Source organism: Salinirubrum litoreum (assembly GCF_020567425.1).
GTDB classification, from domain to species: domain Archaea; phylum Halobacteriota; class Halobacteria; order Halobacteriales; family Haloferacaceae; genus Salinirubrum; species Salinirubrum litoreum.
The window spans coordinates 673,730-699,517 of the sequence record NZ_JAJCVJ010000001.1; the positions used below are offsets into that span (position 1 = coordinate 673,730).

Here is a 25,788-nt window from a genome sequence, read left to right on the forward strand (position 1 = left end):
TGCGAGAGGGCCAGTCGGGAACTCAGTCCCGGACGGCCTGGAAGAACGCGACCGCGTAGCTCTGCTGGAAGGCCAGTAGGACGGTCGTGAGGACGAGCGTCATCGCGGAGATGATCACGACTTCGACGGGGCTGAACAGCGAGAGGCTACCGGCACCTGCACCACCGAAGCCGCCACCGGTCGGGGTCGTGCCGCCTGCGCCGGCACTCTGAATCTGGGAGAGGGTACGGCTCAACGTGAACGCTGTCACGGGTGCCGCCGCGATCAGCGCGACCCCGAAGGAGACGATAGAGTAGCCGACCGTCGGGAGGACGTTCGACCGGACGACGCCGTAGCTCCGCTTGAACGCCTCGATCACGTCGCGGTCCTCGGCGACGATGGCAACCGGGAAGAACTGGATCAGCACCATCACGACGAGGTACGGGAGGACCGCGAACAGCAGGAACGCAACGAAGACGAGTCCCAGCGACCCGAGGAGCGCCCCGGGATCGAGTCCACCCTCGGAGATGGCCCCCGCGCCGCCGATGCCGACGACGAACGCGACGATGCCGAACAGGAAGACGACGATCCCGAAGGCGAACTGGATCGCCGTTCTGAGGAGAGTTCCGAGCAGGAGGGGAACGTAGTTCTCCTTGCCCTCACGCGTCAGCGTGCCGAAGGCGGTGCCGTCGGCCTGCGCCTCGATCGCCATCCCGATCAGACCGGCGAGGAGGAACGGCGTGATGAAGTACGTGACGAGTTGGAGGAGCGTCGGGGCCAACGGGATGCCGAGCAGACTCAGTGCGCTCTGGGGGAGCGTCACGAGTCCGATCAGGAACGATGCGACGAACAGGACGGGGTTGCTCACGAGACTGCCGAGGGCAGTTCGGAGGGAACTGAGCACTGCCATATCGCTACTGACAGAAAACGGACGGATAAAGCTGTCTGTCGGTGGTCGACAGTCCGCCGTGTCGCGGTTCCTCGCGTCTCGGAGTCGGGTGACTCGTCAGACCGGCCGCCCGCCCTCGGAGGTGCCCAGCAGGAGCGCCCCGGCGGACATCCCGATTGCGGCGAGAACGACCAGCGCGGCCGGAATACTGTTGCTCACGCCCGTTCCGAGCAGGATCACACTGCTGACGAGCAACAGTCCGGCCCCGCCAGCGACTTTCTTCGTATCGACTGCCATACCCGAGACTCGGCAGGAGAGGCGTTTATAGCTTTCTTTCTTTCGTGTCGTGTGTTGTCTATTGACACTCGACACGATCGATCACGATCCGAAGCCCTAACCACGGGCGCGGGGAATCGCGGAGTATGAGCGAGGAGCGAGCGGATCGGAATGAGCGCGAGGACCCTGCGGATCGGGCGGAGAGCGACCTCGGGCCACTCCGGACCGTCGCGGACTACCAGTTCGGGCGGGGCGCGGGAGCGGCGCTGTTCCCCACCGGCGAGGCGTTCGACATCGAGCGATCCACGAGTGGCCGACCGCGACAGGTGAAAGCCGACGAGGGACGACTCGTGACCTACACGACCGACGGGCGATTCACCCTCGGACTCGCCGGTGGTGCCCGACTCTGTTCGGCGCTCGAGGCCCCGGCGAACCGGGTGGTCGTCGGCGACGAGAGCGAACCGTTCGTCCGCGACGGGAAGAATACCTTCGCCAAGTTCGTCGACGAGGTCGATCCGGCGATCCGACCGGGCGACGAGGTGGCTGTCGTCCACCACAATGGCGATCTGCTGGCCGTCGGTCGTGCCGAACTGTCCGCCGACGCGATGCTCGACTTCGACACCGGGATGGCCGTGAAAGTCCGGGACGGCGCAGGAGAGCGAGACGACTGAGACGACCGAGACGACCGAGACGATGACCGGAAAGTAGTTCTGCTCACGTCACAGGTGCCAGTCGGGTGGGCTGGCGCGAGTTCATCTCGCGCACTTCGGCGGCGTGAGGCCGCCTCAGGCAAGCCGACGGTCGCAGGTAGGCACTCGCGCTGAAAGCGACTGGTCCACCGGGTGTTGCGGGCGCCCCCGCAAAATCGCCGGGTGGGACTGAACGGGGCCGGCCGGTCGATCCTCCCCCGACGACGCAAGCACCGGAAGGAAGGCGAGCCGGCTTGCCGTCTCGCCTGACTGAGGAGCACAGCGAGTCGCGGGAGGTCGAGCGGCCGGGGGCTTTCACCCCTCGTCGTCAACAACACATTCGGCAGAATCTACGTCTGAGACTGACTCGCCGACAACAGCCCGACAGGACGCTCTATATCCAGCCGTCTTCGACCAGCAGTTCCCCGTTCAGCACCGACGCACCGGCCGCCCCCCGGATCGTGTTGTGCGCGAGGCAGTTGTACTTCACACCCTCGTCCGTCGCCTGGATCCCGCCGGCACAGATCGCCATCCCGTCGCCGCGCTCCCGGTCCAGTCGCGGCTGGGGCCGCATCGGATCCTCGAAGACGTGGATCAGTTGCTCGGGGGCGCTCGGCAGGTCGACGCCGGGGTAGTCGCGCATCGCCGCCGCGATGTCCTCGGCGTCCGGATCCTCGGTCAGATCGGCGAAGACGTTCTCCAGGTGGCCGTCGAGCGTCGGAATCCGGTTGCAGGAGGCCGTCACGTCCGCGCCGTGGAGCGTGACCTCGGCCCCGTCGAAGTCGCCGAGCAGTTTGCGGGACTCGGACTCCATCTTCTCCTCCTCGCCGCCGATGTGCGGGATGGCGTTGTCGATGATCTCCATCGAGGTGACACCCGAGTAGCCCGCACCCGACACCGCCTGCAGGGTCGAGACGCTGACGCGTTCCAGTCCGAACTGGTCGAGCGCCGCGAGCGTCGGGACCATCGTGATCGTCGAGCAGTTCGGGTTCTTGATGAGCGCGCCGTCCCAGCCGCGATTCTCGCGCTGGACCTCGATCAGTTCGAGGTGGTCGGCGTTGATCTCCGGAATCGTGAGCGGGACGTCCGGGGCCATCCGATCGTTCGAGGAGTTCGAGGAGACGACGTAGCCCGCCTCCAGGAAGTCGGGTTCGACCGCTGCGGCGACCGAGGAGGGCAGCGAGGAGAAGAGCAGATCGACGTCGTCCGGGACCGCCTCGGGCGTCGTCGCACCGACGGTCATCTCCGCGACTGCGTCCGGGATCGGCGTGTTGACGCGCCACTTCGCGGCGTCGCGGTACGTCTCGCCCGCACTCGACTCGCTGGCGGTGAGGGCCGCGATCTCGAACGTCTCGTGGTCGTCCAACAACTGGATGAATCGCTGCCCGACCGCGCCCGTCGCACCGAGGATACCGACTCGTACTGACATTGGCTCTCATCTCCGTCGCACGCGCTTAAGCCGGTTTGGATTGGCGCAGGGTTGCCCGCAGAGTCGCCGACTGCTGGACGGAACACCCGTAGAACTGCCGCCTCACCACGAAGGGCTAAGTGGGTCGGGGTCAGTCGTCGTAGTATGCCAGCCGACGAGGTAGACTTCGACGTGTCGCTGCGGGACGGTCGGACAGAGATCACGCTGGAGGGCCAACAGGACGCCATCGTCGTCGTCCGCTCCGAGTCGGGCGAACGCATCTACCTCCCGCCGGACGGCTTCGAGGAGACGCCGACGACGCAGGGTGAGAGTCCCTACGAGGGTGTCCGCTCGGAATCGTCGTACCAGCGTGCAGAACAGAGCCCCTACGAGTCGAGCCAGCAGAGCAGTTACGGGGCGGGCAGGAACTCGCCGGGCATCCACCCGACCCGCACCGGGTACCGTATCGTCCACCCCGAACCAGTCACCGACCTGCGCCTGCTCCGGGCCGACTGAGTCGCTACTCCTCGACTGCGCCCTCTGCGTCGGTCGCCTGTCTCGCGTCTTCGCCGGTCTCGTCTCCACCAGACTCCCGCTCTGCCATCACGCGTTCGTACACCGCGAGGTTCCCGTCCACGCAGTCGTCCCAGGTGAACGGGTCGTACTCAGGCGCGCCGTCCATCGCCAGCGCCTGCCGGATCCCCCACGCGATCGAGTCCGAGTCCGGTTCGACCTCGACCAGGGCGTTCTCCGGGAGGACCTCCGCGACGCCACACTCGGTGGCGACGACCGGCGTCCCGACCGAGAGCGCCTCCGTGATCGTGATCCCGAACGGTTCCGCGAGCGACGGCGAGACGAACACGTCGGCGGCGGCGTAGTAGTCGCCCAGTTCCGCCTCGGGGATGAAGCCGGGGAACCGAACGCGGTCTTCGATTCCGAGGAGTTCGGCGAACAGTTTCAGTTGCGGCGAGAGGTGGCCCTTCCCGCCGAGGACGAGCGTCACGTCCCGGTCGAGGATCTTCGTCATCGCGTACATCAGGTGTTCGATCCCCTTCTGGTGGGTGTGGCGACCGACGAAGAAGATCATCTCGCCGTCGATGCCCAACTCGGCGCGAACGTCGCGGTCGGTGGTCTCACACGAGGAGAAGCCGTTGTAGATGACCTCGGACTCGCCGCCGTACTGCTCGTGGAGGTTGCCGGCGAGCAGTTCGCTGACGGAGATGAGGTAGTCGGCGTTCTCGACGATCCGGCGTTCGGTCTCGACCTCGCGCTGAGGCGGGTCGACGTTCCGGTCAGAGGAGAGCGAGTGGAACGACGCGACCCACGTCACGTCGTTGTTCCGTTTCGCGCGCAGGCCCGGCCCGTAGCCGAACCAGTCGTGGGTGTGGATGATCTCGTGGTCCGCCGCGCGTTCGGCGAAGGTCTCCGAGAGTCGCCCGATCCGGGTGATGATGTCGCCTTCGCCGGTCGGGACGCCGACGACGTTCTCACGGTCCGGCGCGTACTCCTCCGGGAGGACGAGTTCGACGTCCACTCCGCGACGCTCCAGTCCCTCGAACAGTTCGCCGACGTGTACGTCGAGGCCGCCCGTGACGTTCGGTGGGAACCCCCACCCCAACAGCAGGACACTCGGAGTCATATACTGTGAGGATATCCCACACCGACCACTTAACGCTGTCCGTGACGGCGACTGACCACGACCGGACGCCGACCGCGACCACACGCCGACCCCCACCGGACGCCGACTGCGACCACACGCCGACCCCCACCGGACGCCGACCGCGACCGCACTGCCACCGATAGTCAGCACTCCGACAGTCACCGGCGGTCCGCGCCGACCGCCAGAACACGACGGAGACCTGTCGCGTCGGCGAGAATATTCCGGGACACCGGTGACTGGAACCGGCCGTCGGACTTAAGAGAAATGCCGCAGAGACGTAGCTATGGTCTCTGTGCCGTCCTCCGAGAGAGGACGGGATACAGAGCCAGCGACCGATAGTTCTCGACAGACCCCCGAGGAATCGGCCTCGACCCTCACGCCTGCCGTCCGCCACGAAGTCCTCGTCAACGACCGGCGGCGCGCTATCGTCGAACTGCTCGACGACGAGACGACGCTGCGCACCCTCGCGGACGAAGTGGCCCGCGTCGAAGCCGGCGGTGGCGACCCCGACCGGAAGACGCGTCAGAGCGTCTACATCACGCTCCACCAGTGCCACCTCCCGAAACTCGACGAGTTCGGCGTCGTCACCTACGACGCCGACCGCAAGCAGGTCCGGCCCGCCGCCGGGTTGTGGGCGATTCGGGCGTACCGCGACCGGATCGCCGAGTACACGACACGGCGGCAGGAGGCGGTCTCTCCGCTCCCCTACGCCGGTCTGGGGCTCCTCGGCATCGGCGGTCTGCTCGCGGGTGCGGCCGGCGTCGCACCGACTGCGTCGTGGGTCGTCGCGGCCGGTGCCTTCCTCGGAGTCGCCGGACTCGCCGGGCGGGCAGTCTGGTCGGAGCGACGAGGGTGACCGCCGAGCGGTGGCGGCGACCCACCGCCGGACGAGTTCCCGACCGAGGGCCGAGGCTCGCACCCGACGGAACTTCCGAAGAACGACAGAGGACCCGAACGACGACAGAGAACCCGAACGACCACACGACCCCCGATACGACCACACGACCCCCGATACGACCACACGACCCCCGATACGACCACACGACCCCCGATACGACCACACGACCCCCGATACGACCACACGACCCCCGATACGACCACACGACCCCCGATACGACCACACGACCCCCGATACGACGGGACGGCGGACGCTCACCCCGCCTGTGGATTTATTGTCGCGCCGCCCTACTACACCACCACTCGTGGGGACTTCACACTCGACTTCGACGCTGGGGAGGGATCGCAGATGGCACTGATCGAGTCACACCACTGGCCACCGCTGCTCGCGGCCGTCGTGACGCTGATCGCCTGCAACGCAGTCGCCTACTGGCAGGGACTCATCGTCTTCTCGACGATCGCCGCAGTGCCGGTCGCGATCGGCGCGTTCTGTGCGGTCAACTACGTCCTGAACGGCGAGTACCTGCCGAAGACCGCACCGCCGGAGTGATCGCCCGTGGGTGAGCGACTCACCGTCGTCGCCAGCGACGGCGGTGACCACGGACTGGTCGCGGTCGCCCCGGCGACACTCGACGCACTGGGACTCGGACCCGGCGACCCCGTCTCGCTCGCCGGCGGCCGCGAGACCGTCGGGCGGGTGACGCCGGACGACGCGGTGCCGGTCGACGCGGTGGGACTCTCGGCGACGATGCGGCGCAACGCGGGCGTCTCGACCGACGAGCAGGTCGAAGTCTCGCCGACGAGCGTCGAACCGGCCCGGAGCGTCACGCTCGCGCCGATCCAGACGCTGACGATCAAAGGCGGCGAGTCTGCGCTCTCCCGGACGCTCTCCGGGTCGCCGATCCGGGTCGGAGACCGCGTGCAGGCCCGCCTGCTCGACGGTGCACTCACCCTCCCGTTCCGGGTCGTGGCGACCGACCCGTCCGGTCCGGTGCGCGTCGGCGACGAGACGACCGTGACGGTCCGGGACAGGCCGGCCGAGGAGTTGGACGACCTCGTCGAGATTCCCCCGGTGCGATACGACGACGTGGGCGGACTCGACGCCGAACTCCGGCAGGTCCGCGAACTGGTCGAACTCCCGCTGGTGCGGCCGGAACTGGTCGGCGACCTCGGGCGACGACCGGCGGACGGTGTCCTGCTGTACGGCCCCTCGGGTGCCGGCAAGAGCCTGCTGTGGCAGGCGCTGGCGACCGAGAGCGAGGTGGACGTGCTCCCGGTGCCGCCCTCGGCACTGCTCGGCCGGAGTACCGAGTCGGCCATCGAGCGCCTGCGGGAGGTCGGGCGGGAGGCGGCAGACAGCGCGCCCGCAGTGGTCGTGCTCGACGACATCGACAGCGTGGTGCCGGACGACGAGGACACCACGACCCGCCGACTGCTGTCGGGCGTGCGGGATCTGCTGGACCGGATCGCACGCACCGACGGCGTGGTCGCGCTCGGGACCGCCCGGAGTGCCGACGACGTCCACAGTTCGCTGCGGCGCGGTGGCCGCTTCGACCGGGAGATCGAACTCGGTGCGCCCGACCGGGCGGGTCGACGCGAGATTCTGTCGATCCAGACGCGCGGAGTTCGACTCGCCGACAGCGTGGACCTCGACGACGTGGCTGAGCGAACCGGCGGCTATCTCGGGGCCGACCTTGACGCGGTGGTCCGGGCGGCGACCGGCGCGGCGCTCTCGCGACTCGGCGGCGTCGACCTGCTGGCGGGCGACGCCGGAGCCACGCCGGGCGAGACGCCCGCGTTGACCTCGGCGGACTTCGACGCGGCACTGACGGCGGTCGGGCCGAGTGCGATGCGGTCGGTCCGTGTCGAGGTCCCGAACGTCTCCTACGACGACATCGGGGGACTCGCGGAGGCGAAGCGGGAACTGATCCGGGCGGCCGAGTGGCCGATCCGGCACCCGGACCTGTTCGAGCAACTCGGCGTGACCGCGCCGAAGGGCGTGTTGCTGTACGGACCGCCCGGCACCGGGAAGACGATGCTCGCGCGGGCGGTGGCGACCGCGACCGAGGCGAACTTCATCCCGGTGAAGGGACCGGAACTGCTGGACAAGTTCGTCGGCGAGTCCGAGAAGGCGGTTCGGGAGGTGTTCGAGCGCGCCAGAGCGAACGCGCCGGCCATCGTCTTCTTCGACGAGATCGACGCCCTGACGCCGGAGCGTGGCGACTCCGACGCCGACGCGCCGGAGCGTGTCGTCTCACAGCTGTTGACCGAGTTAGACGGACTGGAGCGACTGTCGGACGTGACGGTCGTCGCGGCGACGAACCGGCCGGACCGCATCGACCCGGCACTCCTGCGGCCCGGTCGACTGGAGCGACTGGTGGAGGTGCCGGTCCCGGACGAGGAGGCGCGGGCGGCCATCTTCCGGGTCCACACGCGGAACGTGCCGACGACGAACCTGAACTTCGAGGCGCTGGCCCGCGAGACCGAAGGGTTCACCGGGAGCGACATCGAGGCGGTGATCCGGGAGGCGTCGCTGCTGGCGATGGAGGCGTACCTGTCGGCGGAAGGCGGCGAGACGCCGCCACTGCGAGTCGAGGCCAAGCACCTGCGCGAGGCGCTGGACGCGGCCCGCCCCTCGATCACCGAGTCGATGCGGCAGTACTACGACGGGTTGTCGGAGGAACTCGCGCGCTGAATCGGCGACGAGGACGATCCGGGACTCGACTACATCGACGCCGCCAGCGCACCGCACCAGCACTGCTGGCCCACCGCATCAGCACCCTCAGCCCACTGCACTTCGACACCCCGGAATCCGAGAGGACGCGATCTGCTGGCGACCCGACCCGAATCGTGTCCGAGCGACGGCGAGGACCGATTCGCCGTCCGCGTCGCCAGCAGTCGGGGAGGCGTGGGGGTACTGCGACTGCCGGGTTCCCCCGCGCGATCACCGACCTGTCGACCCCACTCGACGCGCTCGGCAGACGATCACCCACGGGACACGACGGGCCACCGGGTCGGGGCACACTTACGGTCACGACGCACGTCCAGCCAGCCATGCAGTGGGACACGATCACCCTCGACATCGACGACGACGCGATAGCGACCCTCACCGTGGATCGGCCGGAGCGCCTGAACGCGCTGAACGTCGAGACGCTGGAAGCGATCGAAGATGCCCTCACAGAGGCCGAGGCGCAGGACGCTCGCGTGCTGATCCTCACCGGCGCGGGGGAGAAGGCGTTCGTCGCCGGCGCGGACATCGGCTACATGCAGGACCTCACGACACCGGAGGCGCAGGCCTACGCCGAACTCGGCCACCGGGTCGCCGACGCCATCGAGTCCTTCCCCGGCGTCACGATCGCCGCGATCAACGGCTACGCCTTCGGCGGCGGGTGTGAACTCGCGCTGGCCTGCGACCTGCGGGTCGCCTCCGAGCGCGCCGTCCTCGGACAGACCGAGATCGACCTCGGTATCGTGCCGGGGTGGGGCGGCACCCAGCGACTGACGCGACTCGTCGGCGACGAGACCGCCCGCAGACTGATCTTCTTCGGGGAGCGCGTGGACGCCTCCGACGCGAACGAACTCGATCTCGTCGGCGAGGTCGTCGCACACGACCAACTCCACGACCACGTCCGCGACATGGCCACGGAACTGGCCGCGAAACCGGCCGTGGCGCTCCGGACCGCGAAGGAGGCGCTGAATCAGGTTCACGAGACGCACCAGCACGCCGGACTAGCCTACGAGCGCCGGGCGTGGGCCGGCCTGTTCGGTACGCACGACCAGCGCGAGGGGATGGCGGCGTTCGTGGAGAAGCGCGATCCCGAGTTCGAGTAGAGGCCAGCGCAGGGTCTTTTCAATCTTCGTAGCGTGAGTCGAGTCGTGATCGAGCACCTCCGTCAGTCGCTCCGTGCCCGCGTGGCGGCGAACTTCGTGGTCGCCGTGGTGGTCGGGTTCGGCGTCGCGCGACTCGTCGGTGAACCGACCGCGAGCGCACTCGTGACGAGTGTCGGCGTCGGCATCGGGGTCGTCGTCGCCGTGCTGTTCGTCGGCCGTGACGAGGGCGAGAACTGAGAGCACTCCTGCCTCGCGTGTCACGCCACACCGTACCGCGGTCGGTCGGTTCGGAAAGGGATTTACGCGCCAGCACGCCACCGAGAGGTAATGGCCTACAAGATCGGACTCGTCGGCAAACCCTCTGTCGGCAAGTCCACCTTCTTCAACTCTGCGACGATGAACGACGTGCCGGAGGGTGCCTACCCCTTCACGACGATCGACCCCACGGTCGGGGAAGCCTACGTCCGCGTCGAGTGTGCCGCCCCGGAGTTCGACGAGACCTGCACGCCCGACACCGGCTACTGCGCCGACGGGACGCGGTACGTCCCGGTCAAACTCGTGGACGTGGCGGGGCTGATCCCCGGCGCACACGAGGGGAACGGCCTCGGCAACCAGTTCCTCACCGACCTCAACGAGGCCGACGTGTTGATCCACGTCGTGGACTTCTCCGGGCAGACCGACGCCGAGGGTGAACCCACCGAGGGCCACGACCCCCGCGACGACATCGACTTCCTGGAGGAGGAGTTGGACCAGTGGTATCTCGAGATTCTGGAGAAGGGGATCGAACGCTACCGCTCCGGCTACCACGGGACCGAGAAGGACATCGAAATCGAACTCGCCGAGCAGATGTCGGCGTTCAAGACGAACAAGGACGAACTCAAGCGATTCATCCGGCGTGTCGGCGTCGGGTTCGACCCCGACGAGTGGGACGAGTCCGACCGCCTCGACCTCGCCCGCGAGATTCGCAAGGAGACGAAACCCATCGTCATCGCGGGCAACAAACTCGACACGCCCGAGGGACAGGCGAACTACGCCGAGATCACCGACGATCCGGAGTACGACCACCTGCCGATCGTCCCCGCGAGCGCCCACGCCGAGAAGGCGCTGAAGAACGCCGCCGAGGCCGGTGTCGTGGACTACGACCCCGGCGACAACGACTTCGAGATCACCGGCGACGTGAGCGACGGTCAGCGCGAGGGCCTCGAACAGATCGAGTCGTTCGTGACCGAGTACGACGGCACCGGCGTCCAGCAGGCCTTAGAGACTGCACTGTTCGACACGCTCGGCGTCATGGCCATCTTCCCCGGCGGGGCCGAGTCGATGGGCGACGAGCAGGGCCGAGTCATGCGTGACTGCTTCCTGCTCCCCGAGGGAGCGACGACCGAGGAGTTCGCCCACCACCTCCACTCCGACATCGGCGAGGGCCTGCTCCACGGCATCGACTGCCGGAGCAAGCGCCAACTCGGCGGGGACCGCACGCTGCACCACCGCGACGTGGTCGAACTGGTCTCGACGAACTGACTGCGCCTCGCCGCTCCGATCTCCGCCGTCTCGACTCCCGCTGGCACCGCCGACTCCGGAACCTCTTTGCCGCCGTCGGGCCAAGCCGGCGGTATGACAGACGGTGCCCTCGACAGCGAGGTCCTCGACAAGTACCGCGAGGCGGGCGACATCTGGCGAACCGTGATCGACGAAGCCGCCGACATGATCGAACCGGGCGTCACCCACCTCGACGTCGCGGAGTACGCCGAGTCCCGCGTCGAGGAACTCGGCGGCGGCCACGCCTTCCCGGTGAACATCTCGGTCGACGAGGAGGCCTCCCACGCCACGCCGGCCAGAGACGACGAGACCGAGTTCGCCGAGGGTGAACTCGTCTGTCTCGACATCGGTGTCCACGTCGACGGCTACATCGCGGACGCGGCCGTGACGGTCGACCTCGGCGACCACACCGAACTCGTCGAAGCGGCCGAGGAGGCTCTCGACGCCGCACTCGACGCGATGGGACCGGGCGTCGAGACCGGCGTCGTCGGCAGAGAGATCGAGGAGGTCATCCGGGGCTACGGCTACACGCCCGTCCTCAACCTCTCTGGCCACGGCGTCAAGCAGTTCGACGCGCACACCGAACCGAGCGTCCCGAACCGTGGCGTCGAGCGCAGTGTCGAACTCGAACCCGGACAGGTCGTCGCGGTCGAACCGTTCGCCACCGACGGACGCGGGAAGGTCGGCGAAGGGTCGAAAGAGGAGATCTTCGAGATCCAGCGCGAGCGGTCGGTCCGGAACCGACAGGCACGACAGGTCTTAGAGCAGATCACGAACGAGTTCGACGGGCTTCCCTTCGCGGAACGCTGGCTCGACTCGCCGCGTGCCTCGATGGCGCTCCGCCGACTGAAGCAGAACGGGATCGTGAAGGGCTATCCGGTGTTGAAAGAGGAGGAGGGCCGGTACGTCAGCCAGGCGGAACACACCGTCGTCGTCACCGAAGACGGCATCGAGATTCTGACAGCGTAGACGGCGGCCGCGGCTCGTCAGCGATCTCTCCTCGGTTCCGATACACGGTCCGACGTGCAGGCTGCCGTCGCTAGTGCTCCATCGGCGCACGGACGGCGAACGTCCCGCGAGAATCAGGCGTTGTTCATGCGCTGTGACTGCTCGTCACCACAGCGCTGGCAGGTTGCGACCCGGTACGGCTCACGCGAGAACTGTGCGTTCTTCTGCTTCGCACTCTCCGTGCGGATCTCCACGTGTACGTCGTGGTGGGTCTCGGTGCCACAGCGCTCACACGGTTCCGTCATCCGGTCGAGATCGGTCGGTTTCGTTGCCATCGTCACCTGCACCTTGCGGCGAGATGTGAATAAAAACCCCCTTTCGTTCCACCCGTTTCCGACCGTTCATCGCAAGACGAGAGTACGATCGGCTCTCTCACGAGACGAGAGACGACGAGACTGTTCAAAGAGCGCTCTCGACTCTCATAATTCGGCTTAATTCGGTGAACGGCCACAGTCTTTATATACTACTTTGTTTGCAGTTCTGTTCAGCGCCCCACGCCGTGAAGAATCGTGTCGTTTGGCGGTCTGGCGTCGGAGTCGCCCACGTCCGCGGTCGACGTCGTCACCTCGTGTCGTCGTCGTCACGGTACACCTATGCCCGGGCCGTGTGTCGCGGGTGACATGGATCAGCTGTTCGCACCGTGGCGCATCGAGTGGGTCGAACGCGACGGCGAGGACGCCATCGACGGCTGTCCGTTCTGTGTCATCCCCGACCGTGACGCGGACCGCGAGCACCTCCTGCTCGCCGAGAGCGAACACACGGTCGTCCTGTTGAACAACTACCCCTACAACCCCGGCCACGCGATGGTCATCCCGCGCCGACACACCGGCGACTGGGTCGACCTGAGCGAGGCGGAACTGCTCGACCACGCGAAACTCAAACGTCGGACGCTCTCTGCACTCCGGAGCGCCTTCGCGCCCGACGGCTTCAACGTCGGCGAGAACCTCGGCGGGGCAGCGGCCGGGGGGTCGATCGACGACCACCTGCACACCCACGTCCTCCCGCGCTGGTCGGGCGACACCAACTTCATGCCGGTCGTCGGCGACACGAAGGTCGTCGTGGAGGCGCTGGACGACACCTACGCGAAACTCCACGAGGCGTTCGCCGAGCAGGACGGCGTGACGGTCGCGGACGGCGAGACCGCAGTACAGATCGACTGAGCGAACGCGACTCGCCGCCGGCCTCGGAGGCTGCGACCCGACGCCGAACGCCTTTTCCTGTCCGGTGCCGAAGCGGCGAGCGATGGATCGCCAGTCGGCCGTCAGGCGCGTGGGGTTCGTGATCCTCGCGGTCAACCTCGCGCTGGTGGCGGCGAAAGCGGGCGTCTGGTACGCGACCGGCAGTCTCGCCGTCGGGTCCGAGGCCGTCAACAGCCTCGCGGACTCGGTCTACTCGCTGTTCGTCCTCGCGGGACTGTATCTCACGACCCGACCGCCGGACTTCGAACACCCCCACGGTCACGAGCGCATCGAACCGTTCGTCTCGCTCGTCATCGCGGTCGGGGTCATCGGCGCGGGGTTCGCCATCCTCTACCAGTCGGTGACGACCGTCCTCTCGGGTTCCTACGGTGTCTCTGCCGGGACCGCCGGGATCGCGGTACTCGCCGGGTCGGCGGCCGCGAAGTACGCGCTCTACCGGTACTGTCTCCGGGTCGGCGACGAACACAACTCCCCGGCACTCGTTGCGACCGCGAAGGACAACCGGAACGACATCCTGACCGCCGGTGCGGCGCTGATCGGGGTCCTCGGCGCGTCGGTCGGCGTCCCCGTCCTCGATCCGCTGGCCGCCGGTGTCGTCTCGTTCGGCGTGCTGTACACCGGCTACGAGATCACGCGCGACAACCTGAACTACCTCATCGGAACCGCACCGCCGGAGGAACTCCGCGCCGAGATCGTCCGCCGAGCCCTCGCACACCCGGACGTGCGGGGCGCACACGACGTGATCGCCCACTACGTCGGGCCGGAGGTGGACGTGAGTCTCCACATCGAGGTGGAAGGCGACATGACACTCCGGCAGGCCCACGACATCGAGACGGGCGTCGTGGAGTCGATCCGGGCGATGCCGGAGGTCGACGACGTGTTCGTCCACATCGACCCGAAGGAGTTGGACGAGTGGAAGGAGGACCCGGAGACGGATCGGCTGGCGGGGATCAGACCGGACGGCGAGGGCGAGGAGGGGTCGTGAGTGGCCGTCGCGGGCGTCTCGTGCGACGACTGCTCAACAGGCCTGCCCGGTCAGGGCGAGGCGGACACAGCCGAGGTAGGGTGCGCCGACGGTCGCTTTCGACTGGATCCAGGCGTCCTTCACCGGCGGAGCGCGCCGGATGGCCTGGTCGTAGGTCGGGTTTGCGTCGCCTTTCGTGATGTAGCCGGCGTTCGGGGCCGGACAGTTGGCGAGTTCGGCACAGGACTCGACACCGGTCGGGAGTGCGCTCCGGTTCGCCTCGTCGTACCAGTTCTCGCCGGCCTCGACGTGGAACATCGCCCGGTGGATGATCGGCGACCCGCGTCTGTCCGGCGGGGCGTAGACCACCACGTCGCCGCGCATCCCGAAGCGTTCGTAGCCCTGCGAGGCGTCGCGGGTGACGACGCCGCCGTCGGTCGCGGCCGGGGCGGTGTAGCGTTCCGGGCCGGTGACGAAGATCAGATCACCCTTGCTCATGTGGGGTTCCATGCTCCCGCTCTCCACGGCGACCATCGGGGGCCAGACCCCGCTGAGGGCGAAGAGGACCGCGCCGACGAGGAGGACGGTGCCGACCGTCTCGGCGAGGTCGCGCCAGAGGGGCTTCTGCTCGTCGTCTCCCATCGTCGGAGGGTTTCGGGCGACAGACCTGTATCTTTCGATGCACTCGATTGGAACGGAAACGCGGTGTCGCTGTCGTGATGCCGATCGTCACGTCCGGTACGTGGCACGGGCCCGCGACAGCGAAGCGACCGCAACCGCCACCGCCCGTCTCGTCCGGACCACCAACCCACTCGGTCGCATCCGAGAGCGAAACACATCCCTCCCACCGCCACGAACCCGGAGTCAGATGCTCACCTCGGTCACGGTCCCGGTCGAGACGCGCGCCCCCGGCGGCACCACCAACGCCTACCTCGTCGGCCAGACCGACACACTGCTCGTCGATCCACCGGCGCGCAGTCCGGCCCTCGACGGCGCGGTCGGCGACCACGACGTCCAGCACCTCGCGGTCACGCACACTCACCCGGATCACGTCGGGGCAGTCGCCGACTACGCCCGTGAGACCGACGCGACCGTCTGGTGCCGGCGCGGCCGCGAACGGCGGTTCCGGGAGGCGACCGGCGTCGGCCCGGACCGGACGTTCGCGGAGGGGACGACCATCCCGAGCGACCCGCCGGTGACGGTCCTCGACACGCCCGGCCACGCACCCGATCACGTCGCGTTCGCGTTCCAGCAGTCGGACACCAACGCGAGTGCGACGCGGTCGGGGCCGACGGCCACGGAGATACTCGTCGGCGATCTCGCGGTCGCCGAGGGGAGCGTGGTCGTCGGTGCACCGGAGGGTGACGTGCGGGCCTACTGCACCGCCCTGCGCCGCCTCCTCGCACGGGACGCCCGACGACTCCACCCCGGGCACGGGCCGACGATCTCCGACCCCCGAGCGACCTGCACTCGCCTGCTTGCCCACCGGCACGACCGCGAGCACCGGATCGAGTCTGTGATCCGAGGCGGTGCGCGGGACATCGACGCGGTGCTCGACGCGGCCTACGAGAAGGACCTGACCGGCGTACGTGATCTGGCTCGCGCGACCGTGATCGCGCACGTCGAGAAACTCGCCCGCGCCGGGCGGATCGAGTGGGACGCCGACTCGGAGCGCGTCGCCCCGGCGTGACGCGGGACACAGGACACGCGGGATTTCACCCGACGCGCTTTTCGCTCTCCGACCCCCAGCACCGGGCGTGCAGAGTCTCGACGCGGAACTCGCCGAAGCCCGCGAGTTGGACACCGACAGCCTCGCGGACGCGATCCAGTCCATCGGCTTCGAGTGTACGCGCTGTGGCGCGTGTTGCAAGGGGTACGATCCAGCCGACACAGGAGGCGAGCAAGCGAACGACGGCGCGGGAGGCGAGGAGAGGAGAGACGACGCGGGAGGCGAGGAGAGGAGAGACGACACGCGTCGGGAAGACTCGGCGTCGTCCGACGCGGACTGTCACGACGACCGCGAACCCCACACCGCGACCGTCTTCCCGGACGAGGTTCGGGACCTCCGGGCCGCGACCGACTACGACTGGCGGGACGTGGCCCGGCCGATGCCCTACGGCCTGCAGGAGGTCGACGGCGAGCAGACTGGCGAGACCTTCGAGTGGGCACTGCAGACCGACGCCTGCGGCGACTGTACCTTCTACCGCGAGAGCGACGACGGGACCGGTGCCTGTGCGGTCCACGAGGACCGACCACTGATCTGTGAGACGTACCCCTTCAGCGTCGCACTCGGCGGGACCGCTCAGCCGATGGGCGAGGCGGTGGACGAGGCGGGGCAGGTCCGCGCGCACGAGTGCGAAGGACTGGGCCGAGACATCTCTCGCGAGAACGCCGAACAGTTGGCGGCGGCGCTGAAGGAGCGTGCCGTCCGTGAGATCGAGGAGGCGATCGCGGTCCGAGACGGCTACCGGCCGGTCGAGACGGAGGCGGGCGAGGTCGTCGTCCACGACTCCGAGGGTGCGAAGCGACCGGATGGGTCGGCGTTGTAGTGGGCCACCGGCAGCACCGACGTCGCGGGCAGTCGGCCCCGAAACCCCAAGTCTCGGCCACGTTCCTCCGGCGGTACACCTTTAACGATTCGCACCACACAACGAATGGAGGTCTACACGTTGGAAATCTCAGATGAACTCCTGTGTCTGTTCAGTGCGGACGTGCGGGCCGAGGACGACCGCTACGTCGTAGAGGTACCCCGTAGAGAGGTCGAGACCGGCGCTATCGAACCGGGTGATACCTACCGAGTCGCGCTCATCTCTCGCAGTCGTGGCGAGTCGAGCGACACCGACGAGGCGTCCCAGAGCAGTAGCCCGCCGTCGGAGCCACAACCACCGGTCGAGGTCGGCGAACTCCGGTACGTCGAGATCGAGGACATCGGCAAGCAGGGCGACGGCATCGCCCGCGTCGAACGCGGCTACGTCATCATCGTCCCCGGCGCGGAGATCGGCGAGCGCGTGAAAGTCGAGATCACCGAGGTCAAGTCGAACTTCGCGGTCGGCGAGATCATCGACGACGACTTCTGAGCCACGGATCGTCGACAGATCGATTGCTGGTTCGCTTTCCTTTCGAAGCGGAAGTCCCCCGCAGTAGCCGTCTTCACGACGTGAAACTCACCGGAACAATATTGTGAGTGGTTCGTGTCACGAGAAGTATGACGCGACAGCGACGCGCCGTCTTACGGGCGCTCGGCGTCGCCGGACTGGGGCTCGCCGGCGGCTGTCTGGGTGGCGGCGACGACACCGCGACGCCACGCTCCAACGGGGGCAACGGCGGTGGGGGTGGGGAGACACAGACCACGGCGACCAGTGACGGAACGGAGACACCGACCGAGACGCCGACACCGACGATGACGCGGACCGGCCAGTGGCCGATGACGCAGGGTGGTCCGCGTGCGACCGGGCAGGCCGCTGCCGGCCCGCCGCGCGAGTCGGTGCGCTGGGAACAGCAACTCGGGGGGAAGATCCGGTCCGGACCGGCGGTCGCCGGCGACCGACTGTTCACGACCGCGAACAAACAACTCGTCGCGGTCGCACTCGACGACGGCGAAGAACTGTGGCGAACCGGTGTCGGTGGACAGGTACAACACTCGGTCGCGTACCACGAGAAGACCGTCCTCGTGCCGACCGAGAACGGCATCGTCGCGGTCGACGCCGAGTCCGGAGCCACGCAGTGGAGCAAGCGCCTCAAGGGCGGTGCGGCGACCGACGTGACCACGACCGCCGGAACCGCGATGGTCGCCTCCGGGAAGCAGGTGTACTACGGCCTGACCGTCGGCGACGGCTCGGTCCGGTGGGACAGCGTCCCGTTCAACTTCGGCGGCCTGCAGGAGGCGTCTGCGGACGGTCGACAGGTGTACGGTGGCGGCGAGAACGCCTTCTTCGCCATGCAGGACGGTGCGCGCCAGTGGACGAAAGAGATCGGTGGCGGCATCGTCGGCGCGCCGACCGTCGGGGACAAGTACCTGTTCGTCGGGACGAACTCGGCGAAGGGGCTGGCAGTCGCGAAGGAGACCGGCAACACCGAGTGGGAGACGCGACTGAACGGCGGCGCGACGGCCTCGCCGGCGCTCGACGACCGGTCGCTGTACGTCCCCGCCGGCGGCACGCTCCACAAACTCCAGCGTGGCTCCGGCGACAAGGTGTGGGAGACCGGGCTGGACAACACCTGTCTCGTCGCGCCGGCGATCACCGACGAGGCGATCTACCTCGCCACGACCAGCGGGACGATCTACTCGATCAGTCCCGACAACGGGACGATCTTCTGGAAGCACGAGGCCGAGATGACGATCCAGTCCGACCCGGCGCTGGCGGGCGGGCGACTCTACATCGGCTCCGACTCCGGACAGCTGTTCGCCTTCGAGTGATGCCGCCAGTTCAGTCCCGCAGGACACTCCTCCGGCGGACCGGCGTCACGCTCGCCACAGTCGGCCTCGGCGGACTCGCGGGCTGTCTCGGGTCCGACACGGAAGCGACCCGCACCGAACAGACGCCGACAGCCACATCCACGCCGACGCCGACACCGACCGGGCCGCCGCCGACGCCGAGAGCGTCCGGGCCGTGGCCGACCACACGGGCCGGCCCGCGACACCTCGGCCGGACGACCGACGCCGGTCCGAGCGAGGGCAGTGTCGCGTGGACGACCACGCTGGACGCACCGGTCGTCAGCGAACCGATCGTCGCCGACAGCGCCGTCTTCGTGGCCACCGAGGCGGGAGAACTCGTCTCCCTCGCGGTCGCCGACGGGAGTGTCCGGTGGCGCGTGCCGACGAGGACGAACGTCGCGCCGGCTTACGCCGACGGCTCTCTCGTCGTCGCCGACGACGGCCTCCGAGCACTCGACGTGCGGACCGGCGAGGAGCAGTGGTCGGCCGCACTCGACGGCTCTCCGACGAGTCCGCCGACGGTCGCCGAGGGGGCCGTCTACGTCGCGGTCGCCGACGAGTCGCTCGCGGCCGTCGGACTCGACGGCACCGTCCAGTACGAGACCGCGCCGTACACGCAACTCGGCGGGGTGGCGTCCCCGACCGTGACGGCCGACCGGATCACGCTCGGGGCGACGAACGGCTACTACGGCGTCCGCGACGGTCGCAGAGCGTGGAAGCGATCGCTCGGCGGGAGCGTCGCCGGGCCGCCGGTCGCGACCGACCGGTCGGTGTTCCTCGCCACCGACGGCGGGAGTCTGCTGGCGACGAAGCCGACGTCCGGCGGTGTGCAGTGGGAGCGAGATTTGCCGAGTGGGGTGCCGGGGTCGCCGGTCGTCGCGGACGGCGTGCTCTCGCTCGTCGCCGGCGACCGACTCCGGGCGCTCAGAGCGACGAGTGGCGACGACCTCTGGCAGACGCCGCTGTCGGCACAGGAGACGACGACGCCGGCGCTGGCCGGTGGGATGCTCTACCTCGGCGACTCGGCCGGAACCGTCCTCGCAGTCGACGTCGACGACGGGATCACCGAGTGGGACGTCGAGGTAGACGGTCCCGTGCGAGTGCCGCCGGCGGTCGCCGGGAAGAGTCTGTTCGTCGGCACCGAGGCGGGCACCGTCGCTCGGGTCGACTGAGTTCGGAGAGCGTCAGTCGTCTGCCGGCACGTCCGCCGCGTCGCGGGCGAGCAGCCGATCCAGTGCGTCGACCATCGCCGTCACGCTGGCGAGCGTGATGTCCGCGTCCGAGGCGGCGACGGTGACGGTCCGGTCCTTGCGGGACATCTCCACCTCGACGGTGACGACCGCGTCCGTCCCGCCCGTGATGGCGTCCACGTGGTAGGAGTCCAGCGAGGCGTCGGCCTGCGGGCCGAGTGCGCCCCGGACTGCTTCGACGGCGGCGTCGACCGGTCCCGACCCGGTGCCGGAGGCGACCCGCTCCTCGTCGTCCACGCGGAGGCGGACGCTGGCGGTCGGGATGCCGCCGCCGGAGGCCGTGGTGAGGTCCAGCAGTTCGACCCGGCGGTCGCGTTCCCGGCCCTGCACGTCCTCGGCGATTGTCAGCAGGTCCGCGTCGGTCACGCGCTTGCCCCGGTCGCCCAGTGCCTTCACGCGGTCGACGACCGCCGACAGTTCCTCGTCGGTCACGTCGACGCCGTGTTCCTGCAGGGCGGCGTGGACGCCGGCGCGCCCGGCGTGTTTCCCGAGGACCAGCCGGCGCTCGCGGCCGACCGTCTCGGGCGGGTACGGTTCGTACATCGCGTCGTCCTTCAACGTCCCGTCGGTGTGGATGCCCGACTCGTGGGTGAAGGCGTTCTCGCCGACGACCGCCTTGTTCGGCGGGAGCGGAATCTTCGTCGCCCGCGAGACGAGTTCGGCGAGGTCGTACAGTTCGTCGAGGTTCACCGTCTCCACGTCGTAGCAGTGGTGGAGCGCGATGGCGACCTCCTCCAGTGCGACGTTGCCGGCGCGTTCGCCGATGCCGTCGACGGTCGCGTGGACCATGTCCGCGCCGGCCCGGAGGCTGGCGTGGACGTTCGCCATCGCGAGGCCCAGGTCGTCGTGGGTGTGCGTCGAGGTCGGGCCGAACTCGGCGAGTCGGGAGACGGCCTCGAAGGTCTCCTCGGGACTGGCGTGGCCCACGGTGTCGGCGAAGCAGAACCGGTCTGCCCCGGCGTCGTGGGCGGTCTCGGCGAGTCGGCAGAGGAAGTCCAGGTCGGCCCGGGAGCCGTCCTCGCCGATGACCTCGACCCAGAGGCCGTGGTCGCGGGCGTACGCCACGAGGTCGGCGGTCGTCTCCACGACGCCGTCGCGGGAGGTGCCGACCTTGTCCTCGACGTGGCGGTCGCTCGCCGGGACGACGATGGTGACGCCGTCGACGCCGCAGTCTACGGCGAGGTCCACGTCGTTGCGGACGCCGCGGGCGAAACTGGTGACGGTCGCGTCCAGACCGAGGTCGGTGACCCGGCGGATGGTCTCGCGTTCGCCCTGGCCGGTGCAGGCGCTGCCGGCCTCGATGTAGTCGACGTTCGCCCGGTCGAGTGCGCGGGCGATGTCGGCCTTCTGTGCGGGCGTCAGCGAGACGCCGGGTGCCTGTTCGCCGTCGCGCAGGGTGGTATCCAGAAGCTGTACCGCGTCGCGGTCAGTGAGAGGGGGTAGTTCGGGGGAGCCCCCGAATAAATCGATCACGAGTCATTGCTGCTCTACCCTGTCTCTGACTGGCACGGTATTTAAACCGGCTGTTGTGACAGTTCTTGCTGTCCGACCGGTTCCAGCAGTCGTCCCGCCGACAGGTCACGCCGCCGGCGGGCGGTCGCCGTGACGGTTCACTCCTCGACCAGTTTCACGGTGTCGCCCGGTTCCACCGCGTCGGCGGTCCCTGCCGGCAGTTCGTAGATGGCGTCGGCGGTCCCCCAGCCGAGTCCGACCCACGGCCGGAGGCGTCTCACCTTCGTCACCTCGTCTCCGACGGTCCAGACCGCGTCGATGGGAAACGGGACGAACAGCATGTGGAGGCTCCTGCCGCGCGGGTCCGGAAACCGGAACGCCATCGCCGAGCCTTCGGGGAGCGCGCGCCGGAACATCAACCCTCGGGCCTGCGAGAGCGGTCCCTCGGCGAGGTCCACCTCCTCGGCCAGCACGCGCTCTCGGGGTTCGTCCACCTCGGCGGGGTGGTCGGCGATGCGCTCGGTCACCTCCTCTGCGGCCTCGGCGGCCTGCGCGCGCCGACGCTCGGCCTCGTCGGGGCGTTCGTCCGGTCGGGCGCGGCGCTCGACGGCCGCGACCTCCTCGGTGATCTGCTCGCCGACGCCGGGTTCGGTGGGCTCCGGAGGGGTGACCTGCGCCGGGACGTGGATCAGTCGCACACTGCGGGCTTCTCACGCACCCGACAAAACGGTTGCGCGGTGCGGCTCCGGGACCGCCCGCTGGCCACTTCGCCGTCCGACCGGAGTCCGTAGGTTCAACTGCGATGCGGACTCAGACTCCGGCATGGAGAAGACGCCCACCGGGACCTCGGTCGGCGTGGACGACCCCTACGCGGTCGCGGGGCGCTGTGACCACCTGACCGACGACGGCCGGTGTCGCTACGCACTCCAGCACGCCGGCAACGACCCGGAGTTCGCCGAGGCGCGCCGGGCCGAGGACTACGCCTGTGTCGCCGGCGACGAAGACTGCGACTGGCGCGACTGTCCGCACTACCGGTGGACCCCACGCGACCGGGAGTGTGTCCGGTGTGGGCTCGAGGAGGTCCGCATGGCCCACGAGGACGCCCGGCCACTCCTGGAAGAACACCACCTGTCGTACGGCGACGGCTCGGCGACGAGCCACGAGATCACGGTACGCCTCTGTCGGTGGTGTCACGCGAAGGTCCACGACTCCTTCGCCCGCATCGACGACGACGTGTCGCCCGATCCGGAGGCCATCGCGGCGCGCGAACAACGCCGGGGGAAGGAACTCGACGAGATGGGGTTCTCGTCTGCGAGAGAGCGGTACGACTCTGGATCGGAGTGAGAGCGAGCGGTGTCGCGCGGGGCTCGGTCGAGTCGGTATGGACGCGAGCGGTCTCAGTCGGCCTTCGAGCCACCGTCGGGCCGATCACGCCCTCTGACGCGGTCCCACGCGGACTCGAACGCCTCGTCGTCCTCGACGACTGCCTCCCACTGGATCAGGCCGCGTTCGTCACGCGACCCGGAGACGGTGTTGTCCAGCACGAACGCGGCCAGGCCGCCGACCGCCATCCCCGTGCCGCCGATGACGAACAGCGTGTTCGCCACGATGTCGGTCCCGAGGAGCACGCCCGCGACCGGGATACCCGCGAGACCCTGCTGGAAGAACGCCGAGGCCGTGACACCGTCGGGGGCGGCCGCGCCGAGACCATTGATGTACGCCGGGACCGCCAGGCCAGCGAAGAGCGCGAAGCCGACGATGAAGACGTTGCGCTGGGAGTCCAGATCGACGTACTTCAGGTTCGACAGGCCGACCGCGACGATCTGCCCGAACATGGCGAGGAAGAGCCCACCGACGATGGGGTTCGGGATGGTGGCGACCGCCTGTCCGAAGTAGCCGACGAAGCCGACGAACAGCATCACGACCGCACCGATCTGGACGACGTACCGCGAGGCGACGCCGGTCAGGCCGATGGCACCGATGTTCTCGGAGTAGGAGGTACAGCCACAGCCACCGAAGGAGGCGGAGACGATGTTCATCAGCCCCTCCATGCCGATACCGTGGTTGATCCGGCGTTCCGAGGGTGCGCCCTGTCCCGACAGACGGGCCACGGCGTGGTAGTCACCGAAACTCTCGACCATCGAGGCGGCGACCCCGGCGAACATCCCGACCACGAGGGGAAGCGAGACCTCGGGAATCCCCCACTGGAGCGGGTAGATCGGCATGATCGCCGGCGCGGACAGCACCTGTCCGTAGGCGACGTACCCCGGCGAAGACGAGGTGTAGACGCCCGCGAGCGACAGCACGAGGGCGATGGCCCACGCGGTCACGACGCCCAACAGGACCGGGAACAGATCGAAGATGCGGTGGCTCGTGTCGAGATACAGCGAGAAGAGGATGATGAGCCCCAGCGTCAGGCCCAGCAGCCAGAAGTCGTTCGTCGCGGCCGTGATCTGCGGCGTGTTGAACAGCGCCAGTCCGATCAGCGCGATCGTCGGGGCGACGACGACCGGTGAGATGAACCGCCGGAGGCGACCGAGCAGGCCGAAGTAGCCGATCGCGACCTCGGCGAGCGAGGCCACGATGATCGCCCCCTGCAGTTGGAGGAGCGCCGCCTGCCACGCCGGCCCGGTGGGGTTCGAGGCCTGTACGACCCCGATCACGGCCAGCGCGGGCGCGAGCATCGAGAAGGGTGCCCCCTGCACGATCGGGTAGCGGTTCCCGATCGTCGTCTGAGCCAGCGTGGCGATGCCGGAGACGACGAAGAATGTGCCGACGAACTGCGGGACGATCTCGCTGGGCATTCCGAGTGCGCCCGCGAGAATCAGTGGGACCGCGATGTTCGCGCCGACCATCGTGAGGTAGTGTTGCACCCCGAGCAACAGCGAGGTCGGCAGGGGTGGTCTGTCGTCGATACCGTACTCCACGAAACTCGATTCCGACGTGTTCTCTTCGCTCATGCGCGTGAGTCGCTCGGTGCGATGTGAAGCGAGGTGATAAATCCAACTCTCCCGACCGAGGTCGTGTCGGCCGAGGGACGTCTGTGACGGCGGAGTCCACGACCGAGCGGAGTCGATCCGCCTCAGATGATGTACCACGACCGCAGCACACCCTCCACGAACGCGACCAGCGGCGTCAGTCCCCGGAAGGCGTAGCCGAACACCAGTGTCGCCGGGATCGCGCCAGCGACCGCCGCCCGGCCGAGCGTCGTCCCGTGGACCGTCGCCAGGCCGATCACCAGGAGGGCCGCGCCGTACAGCGTCGCCAGGATCCGCACCTCGGGGAACGGAAGCCCCGCGACCACCGCCGGTGCGGTCGCGTAGGCGATCACCTGCACCGTCTCGGAGACGCCCGCCCGATCACGCACCGTGGCGATCAACAGGATCGTTTGCAGTGCGGCGGTCAGGTGGAGCGTGGCCGGCGCGATGACCAGCGCCACCGCCAGCACCGACAGGACGAAGGGGACCGCCGTCCCGCCGCCCAGATCGGGGACGTAGCTCGGCTGGAAGGCGAACAGTCCGAGGACGTACACCAGCGACACCGCGACCGCGAACGAGAGGCCCGGCGCCTGATCGCCTGGTGCGACCCCGTTCCGGAAGAACCGGCGGGGACGGAGCAGTACCTCGACCCACGCTCGCGCCAGTCCGCGCGGGCCGCGATCACGGCCGCCGCTGGGATTCTCGACCCACGTCGTCACGGATTACTATTCGCGTCGGAGCGTATGACAGTTGCGACACCGCGCCTCGTACGACTCCTCGGCCCCGACCATGATCGTCGGATCGTCGGCGTGGGCCGGTTCGCCCTCGATGAGTCGCTGGTTCCGCGTCGCCGGCTCACCGCAGACCGAACAGATCGCCTGCAACTTGTCGACGTACTCCGCGATGGCCATCAACTGTGGCACCGGCTCGAACGGTTCCGCCCGGAAGGTCTGGTCGGTCCCGGAGACGATGACACGCCGCCCGTCGGCCGCGAGTGCCTCACAGACCGCGACGAGCGTCTCGTCGAAGAAGTTCGCCTCGTCGACGGCGACGACCTGCTCCCCGTTCATCGCGTCGGTGATCGACCACACGCCGTCGCCCTCCGACTCGACGACCTCGGCGTCCCACTGGCGACCGTTGTGGGTCCCGATCGTCGCCTCGCCGTAGCGGTCGTCGACTGCAGGTTTGAACACCGCGATCTCCTGGCCCGCGATCTCGGCCCGGCGGAGTCGCCGGAGGAGTTCCTCCGTCTTCCCCGAGAACATACTCCCGGTGATGACCTCCACCCACCCGGAGTTGGTGATAGCGTGCATGCACCCAACCGGTGACGCGAC

At 68.5% G+C, this 25,788-nt stretch carries 28 protein-coding genes; 17 read left to right on the forward strand and 11 right to left on the reverse strand.

Annotated features, from left to right (window positions below; genetic code table 11):
* Positions 1 to 22 precede the first annotated feature (22 nt).
* Both LI337_RS03220 and LI337_RS03225 read right to left on the reverse strand, forming a co-directional pair.
* Positions 23 to 889, reverse strand: a complete 867-nt coding sequence (locus LI337_RS03220) for a DUF7847 domain-containing protein (RefSeq protein WP_227228275.1) — start codon at positions 887 to 889, stop codon at positions 23 to 25.
* A gap of 96 nt (positions 890 to 985) precedes the next feature.
* Positions 986 to 1,165, reverse strand: coding sequence for a hypothetical protein (locus LI337_RS03225; RefSeq protein ID WP_227228276.1), 180 nt, complete (start codon positions 1,163 to 1,165; stop codon positions 986 to 988).
* Between the two features lie 125 nt (positions 1,166 to 1,290).
* Between LI337_RS03225 and LI337_RS03230 the strand changes: the two genes are divergently transcribed.
* Complete coding sequence (locus LI337_RS03230) at positions 1,291 to 1,815, forward strand: PUA domain-containing protein (RefSeq protein WP_227228277.1); 525 nt, start codon at positions 1,291 to 1,293, stop codon at positions 1,813 to 1,815.
* A 412-nt stretch (positions 1,816 to 2,227) separates the two neighbouring features.
* On the opposite strand, the gene asd is transcribed toward LI337_RS03230, so the two are convergent.
* Positions 2,228 to 3,262, reverse strand: a complete 1,035-nt coding sequence (gene asd, locus LI337_RS03235; RefSeq protein ID WP_227228278.1) for an aspartate-semialdehyde dehydrogenase — start codon at positions 3,260 to 3,262, stop codon at positions 2,228 to 2,230.
* Between the two features lie 144 nt (positions 3,263 to 3,406).
* On the opposite strand from asd, the gene LI337_RS03240 reads away from it, so the two are divergent.
* The gene (locus tag LI337_RS03240) at positions 3,407 to 3,757 is read left to right on the forward strand and encodes a DUF7510 family protein (RefSeq protein WP_227228279.1); all 351 of its coding nucleotides are present in this window, start codon (positions 3,407 to 3,409) and stop codon (positions 3,755 to 3,757) included.
* Between the two features lie 4 nt (positions 3,758 to 3,761).
* Here LI337_RS03240 and LI337_RS03245 read toward each other — a convergent pair whose 3' ends face one another.
* Positions 3,762 to 4,862, reverse strand: a complete 1,101-nt coding sequence (locus LI337_RS03245; protein WP_303645227.1) for a glycosyltransferase family 4 protein — start codon at positions 4,860 to 4,862, stop codon at positions 3,762 to 3,764.
* A gap of 322 nt (positions 4,863 to 5,184) precedes the next feature.
* Between LI337_RS03245 and LI337_RS03250 the strand changes: the two genes are divergently transcribed.
* The 7 genes from LI337_RS03250 (at position 5,185) to map (ending at position 12,137) form a co-directional block, all read left to right on the forward strand.
* Positions 5,185 to 5,757, forward strand: coding sequence for a DUF7344 domain-containing protein (locus LI337_RS03250; RefSeq protein ID WP_227228281.1), 573 nt, complete (start codon positions 5,185 to 5,187; stop codon positions 5,755 to 5,757).
* A 390-nt stretch (positions 5,758 to 6,147) separates the two neighbouring features.
* Positions 6,148 to 6,348 carry a hypothetical protein gene (locus LI337_RS03255; protein WP_227228282.1) on the forward strand — a complete coding sequence of 67 codons (201 nt, stop codon included), beginning with the start codon at positions 6,148 to 6,150 and terminating at the stop codon, positions 6,346 to 6,348.
* Positions 6,349 to 6,354: 6 nt separating this feature from the next.
* On the forward strand, positions 6,355 to 8,493 hold the full coding sequence (locus LI337_RS03260) for an AAA family ATPase (protein WP_227228283.1): 2,139 nt from the start codon (positions 6,355 to 6,357) through the stop codon (positions 8,491 to 8,493).
* A gap of 359 nt (positions 8,494 to 8,852) precedes the next feature.
* Complete coding sequence (locus LI337_RS03265) at positions 8,853 to 9,629, forward strand: enoyl-CoA hydratase/isomerase family protein (RefSeq protein ID WP_227228284.1); 777 nt, start codon at positions 8,853 to 8,855, stop codon at positions 9,627 to 9,629.
* 45 nt (positions 9,630 to 9,674) lie between these two features.
* Complete coding sequence (locus LI337_RS03270) at positions 9,675 to 9,866, forward strand: hypothetical protein (protein WP_227228285.1); 192 nt, start codon at positions 9,675 to 9,677, stop codon at positions 9,864 to 9,866.
* Between the two features lie 90 nt (positions 9,867 to 9,956).
* On the forward strand, positions 9,957 to 11,150 hold the full coding sequence (locus LI337_RS03275) for a redox-regulated ATPase YchF (RefSeq protein ID WP_227228286.1): 1,194 nt from the start codon (positions 9,957 to 9,959) through the stop codon (positions 11,148 to 11,150).
* Positions 11,151 to 11,243: 93 nt separating this feature from the next.
* Positions 11,244 to 12,137, forward strand: coding sequence for a type II methionyl aminopeptidase (gene map, locus LI337_RS03280; RefSeq protein ID WP_227228287.1), 894 nt, complete (start codon positions 11,244 to 11,246; stop codon positions 12,135 to 12,137).
* 113 nt (positions 12,138 to 12,250) lie between these two features.
* Here map and LI337_RS03285 read toward each other — a convergent pair whose 3' ends face one another.
* Positions 12,251 to 12,451, reverse strand: coding sequence for a DUF7835 family putative zinc beta-ribbon protein (locus tag LI337_RS03285; RefSeq protein WP_227228288.1), 201 nt, complete (start codon positions 12,449 to 12,451; stop codon positions 12,251 to 12,253).
* A 345-nt stretch (positions 12,452 to 12,796) separates the two neighbouring features.
* Here LI337_RS03285 and LI337_RS03290 point away from each other — a divergent pair, with 345 nt between their 5' ends.
* Both LI337_RS03290 and LI337_RS03295 read left to right on the forward strand, forming a co-directional pair.
* Positions 12,797 to 13,336, forward strand: coding sequence for an HIT family protein (locus LI337_RS03290; protein WP_227228289.1), 540 nt, complete (start codon positions 12,797 to 12,799; stop codon positions 13,334 to 13,336).
* An 82-nt stretch (positions 13,337 to 13,418) separates the two neighbouring features.
* Entirely contained in the window at positions 13,419 to 14,360 is a 942-nt protein-coding gene (locus LI337_RS03295) for a cation diffusion facilitator family transporter (RefSeq protein ID WP_227228290.1), read from the forward strand.
* A 33-nt stretch (positions 14,361 to 14,393) separates the two neighbouring features.
* On the opposite strand, the gene LI337_RS03300 is transcribed toward LI337_RS03295, so the two are convergent.
* Positions 14,394 to 14,981, reverse strand: coding sequence for a S26 family signal peptidase (locus LI337_RS03300; RefSeq protein WP_227228291.1), 588 nt, complete (start codon positions 14,979 to 14,981; stop codon positions 14,394 to 14,396).
* A gap of 226 nt (positions 14,982 to 15,207) precedes the next feature.
* On the opposite strand from LI337_RS03300, the gene LI337_RS03305 reads away from it, so the two are divergent.
* From LI337_RS03305 to LI337_RS03325, 5 genes are all read left to right on the forward strand, one after another.
* Positions 15,208 to 16,029 carry an MBL fold metallo-hydrolase gene (locus LI337_RS03305; protein WP_227228292.1) on the forward strand — a complete coding sequence of 274 codons (822 nt, stop codon included), beginning with the start codon at positions 15,208 to 15,210 and terminating at the stop codon, positions 16,027 to 16,029.
* Between the two features lie 67 nt (positions 16,030 to 16,096).
* On the forward strand, positions 16,097 to 16,888 hold the full coding sequence (locus LI337_RS03310) for a YkgJ family cysteine cluster protein (RefSeq protein ID WP_227228293.1): 792 nt from the start codon (positions 16,097 to 16,099) through the stop codon (positions 16,886 to 16,888).
* A gap of 120 nt (positions 16,889 to 17,008) precedes the next feature.
* Positions 17,009 to 17,416 (forward strand): TRAM domain-containing protein, encoded by a 408-nt coding sequence (locus tag LI337_RS03315; RefSeq protein WP_227228294.1) that lies wholly within the window; start codon positions 17,009 to 17,011, stop codon positions 17,414 to 17,416.
* Between the two features lie 128 nt (positions 17,417 to 17,544).
* Positions 17,545 to 18,756: an outer membrane protein assembly factor BamB family protein gene (locus LI337_RS03320; protein ID WP_227228295.1), complete on the forward strand. Its 1,212-nt coding sequence runs from the start codon at positions 17,545 to 17,547 to the stop codon at positions 18,754 to 18,756.
* Positions 18,756 to 19,946 (forward strand): outer membrane protein assembly factor BamB family protein, encoded by a 1,191-nt coding sequence (locus tag LI337_RS03325; RefSeq protein WP_227228296.1) that lies wholly within the window; start codon positions 18,756 to 18,758, stop codon positions 19,944 to 19,946. Before LI337_RS03320 ends, LI337_RS03325 begins: the two co-directional genes overlap by 1 nt.
* 12 nt (positions 19,947 to 19,958) lie before the next feature.
* On the opposite strand, the gene LI337_RS03330 is transcribed toward LI337_RS03325, so the two are convergent.
* On the reverse strand, positions 19,959 to 21,497 hold the full coding sequence (locus LI337_RS03330; RefSeq protein ID WP_227228297.1) for a (R)-citramalate synthase: 1,539 nt from the start codon (positions 21,495 to 21,497) through the stop codon (positions 19,959 to 19,961).
* A gap of 137 nt (positions 21,498 to 21,634) precedes the next feature.
* Positions 21,635 to 21,970 carry a DUF192 domain-containing protein gene (locus LI337_RS20055; RefSeq protein ID WP_345777735.1) on the reverse strand — a complete coding sequence of 112 codons (336 nt, stop codon included), beginning with the start codon at positions 21,968 to 21,970 and terminating at the stop codon, positions 21,635 to 21,637.
* Positions 21,971 to 22,298: 328 nt separating this feature from the next.
* Here LI337_RS20055 and LI337_RS03340 point away from each other — a divergent pair, with 328 nt between their 5' ends.
* A complete protein-coding gene (locus LI337_RS03340; RefSeq protein WP_227228299.1) occupies positions 22,299 to 22,820 on the forward strand; it encodes a DUF7097 family protein in 522 nt (173 codons plus the stop codon).
* Between the two features lie 53 nt (positions 22,821 to 22,873).
* Here LI337_RS03340 and LI337_RS03345 read toward each other — a convergent pair whose 3' ends face one another.
* The 3 genes from LI337_RS03345 to LI337_RS03355 form a co-directional block, all read right to left on the reverse strand.
* Positions 22,874 to 24,436, reverse strand: a complete 1,563-nt coding sequence (locus LI337_RS03345; protein WP_227228300.1) for a uracil-xanthine permease family protein — start codon at positions 24,434 to 24,436, stop codon at positions 22,874 to 22,876.
* A gap of 122 nt (positions 24,437 to 24,558) precedes the next feature.
* Entirely contained in the window at positions 24,559 to 25,173 is a 615-nt protein-coding gene (locus tag LI337_RS03350; RefSeq protein WP_227228301.1) for a YIP1 family protein, read from the reverse strand.
* A gap of 6 nt (positions 25,174 to 25,179) precedes the next feature.
* Positions 25,180 to 25,767 carry a thymidine kinase gene (locus LI337_RS03355; protein ID WP_227228302.1) on the reverse strand — a complete coding sequence of 196 codons (588 nt, stop codon included), beginning with the start codon at positions 25,765 to 25,767 and terminating at the stop codon, positions 25,180 to 25,182.
* Between the last annotated feature and the right edge of the window lie 21 nt (positions 25,768 to 25,788).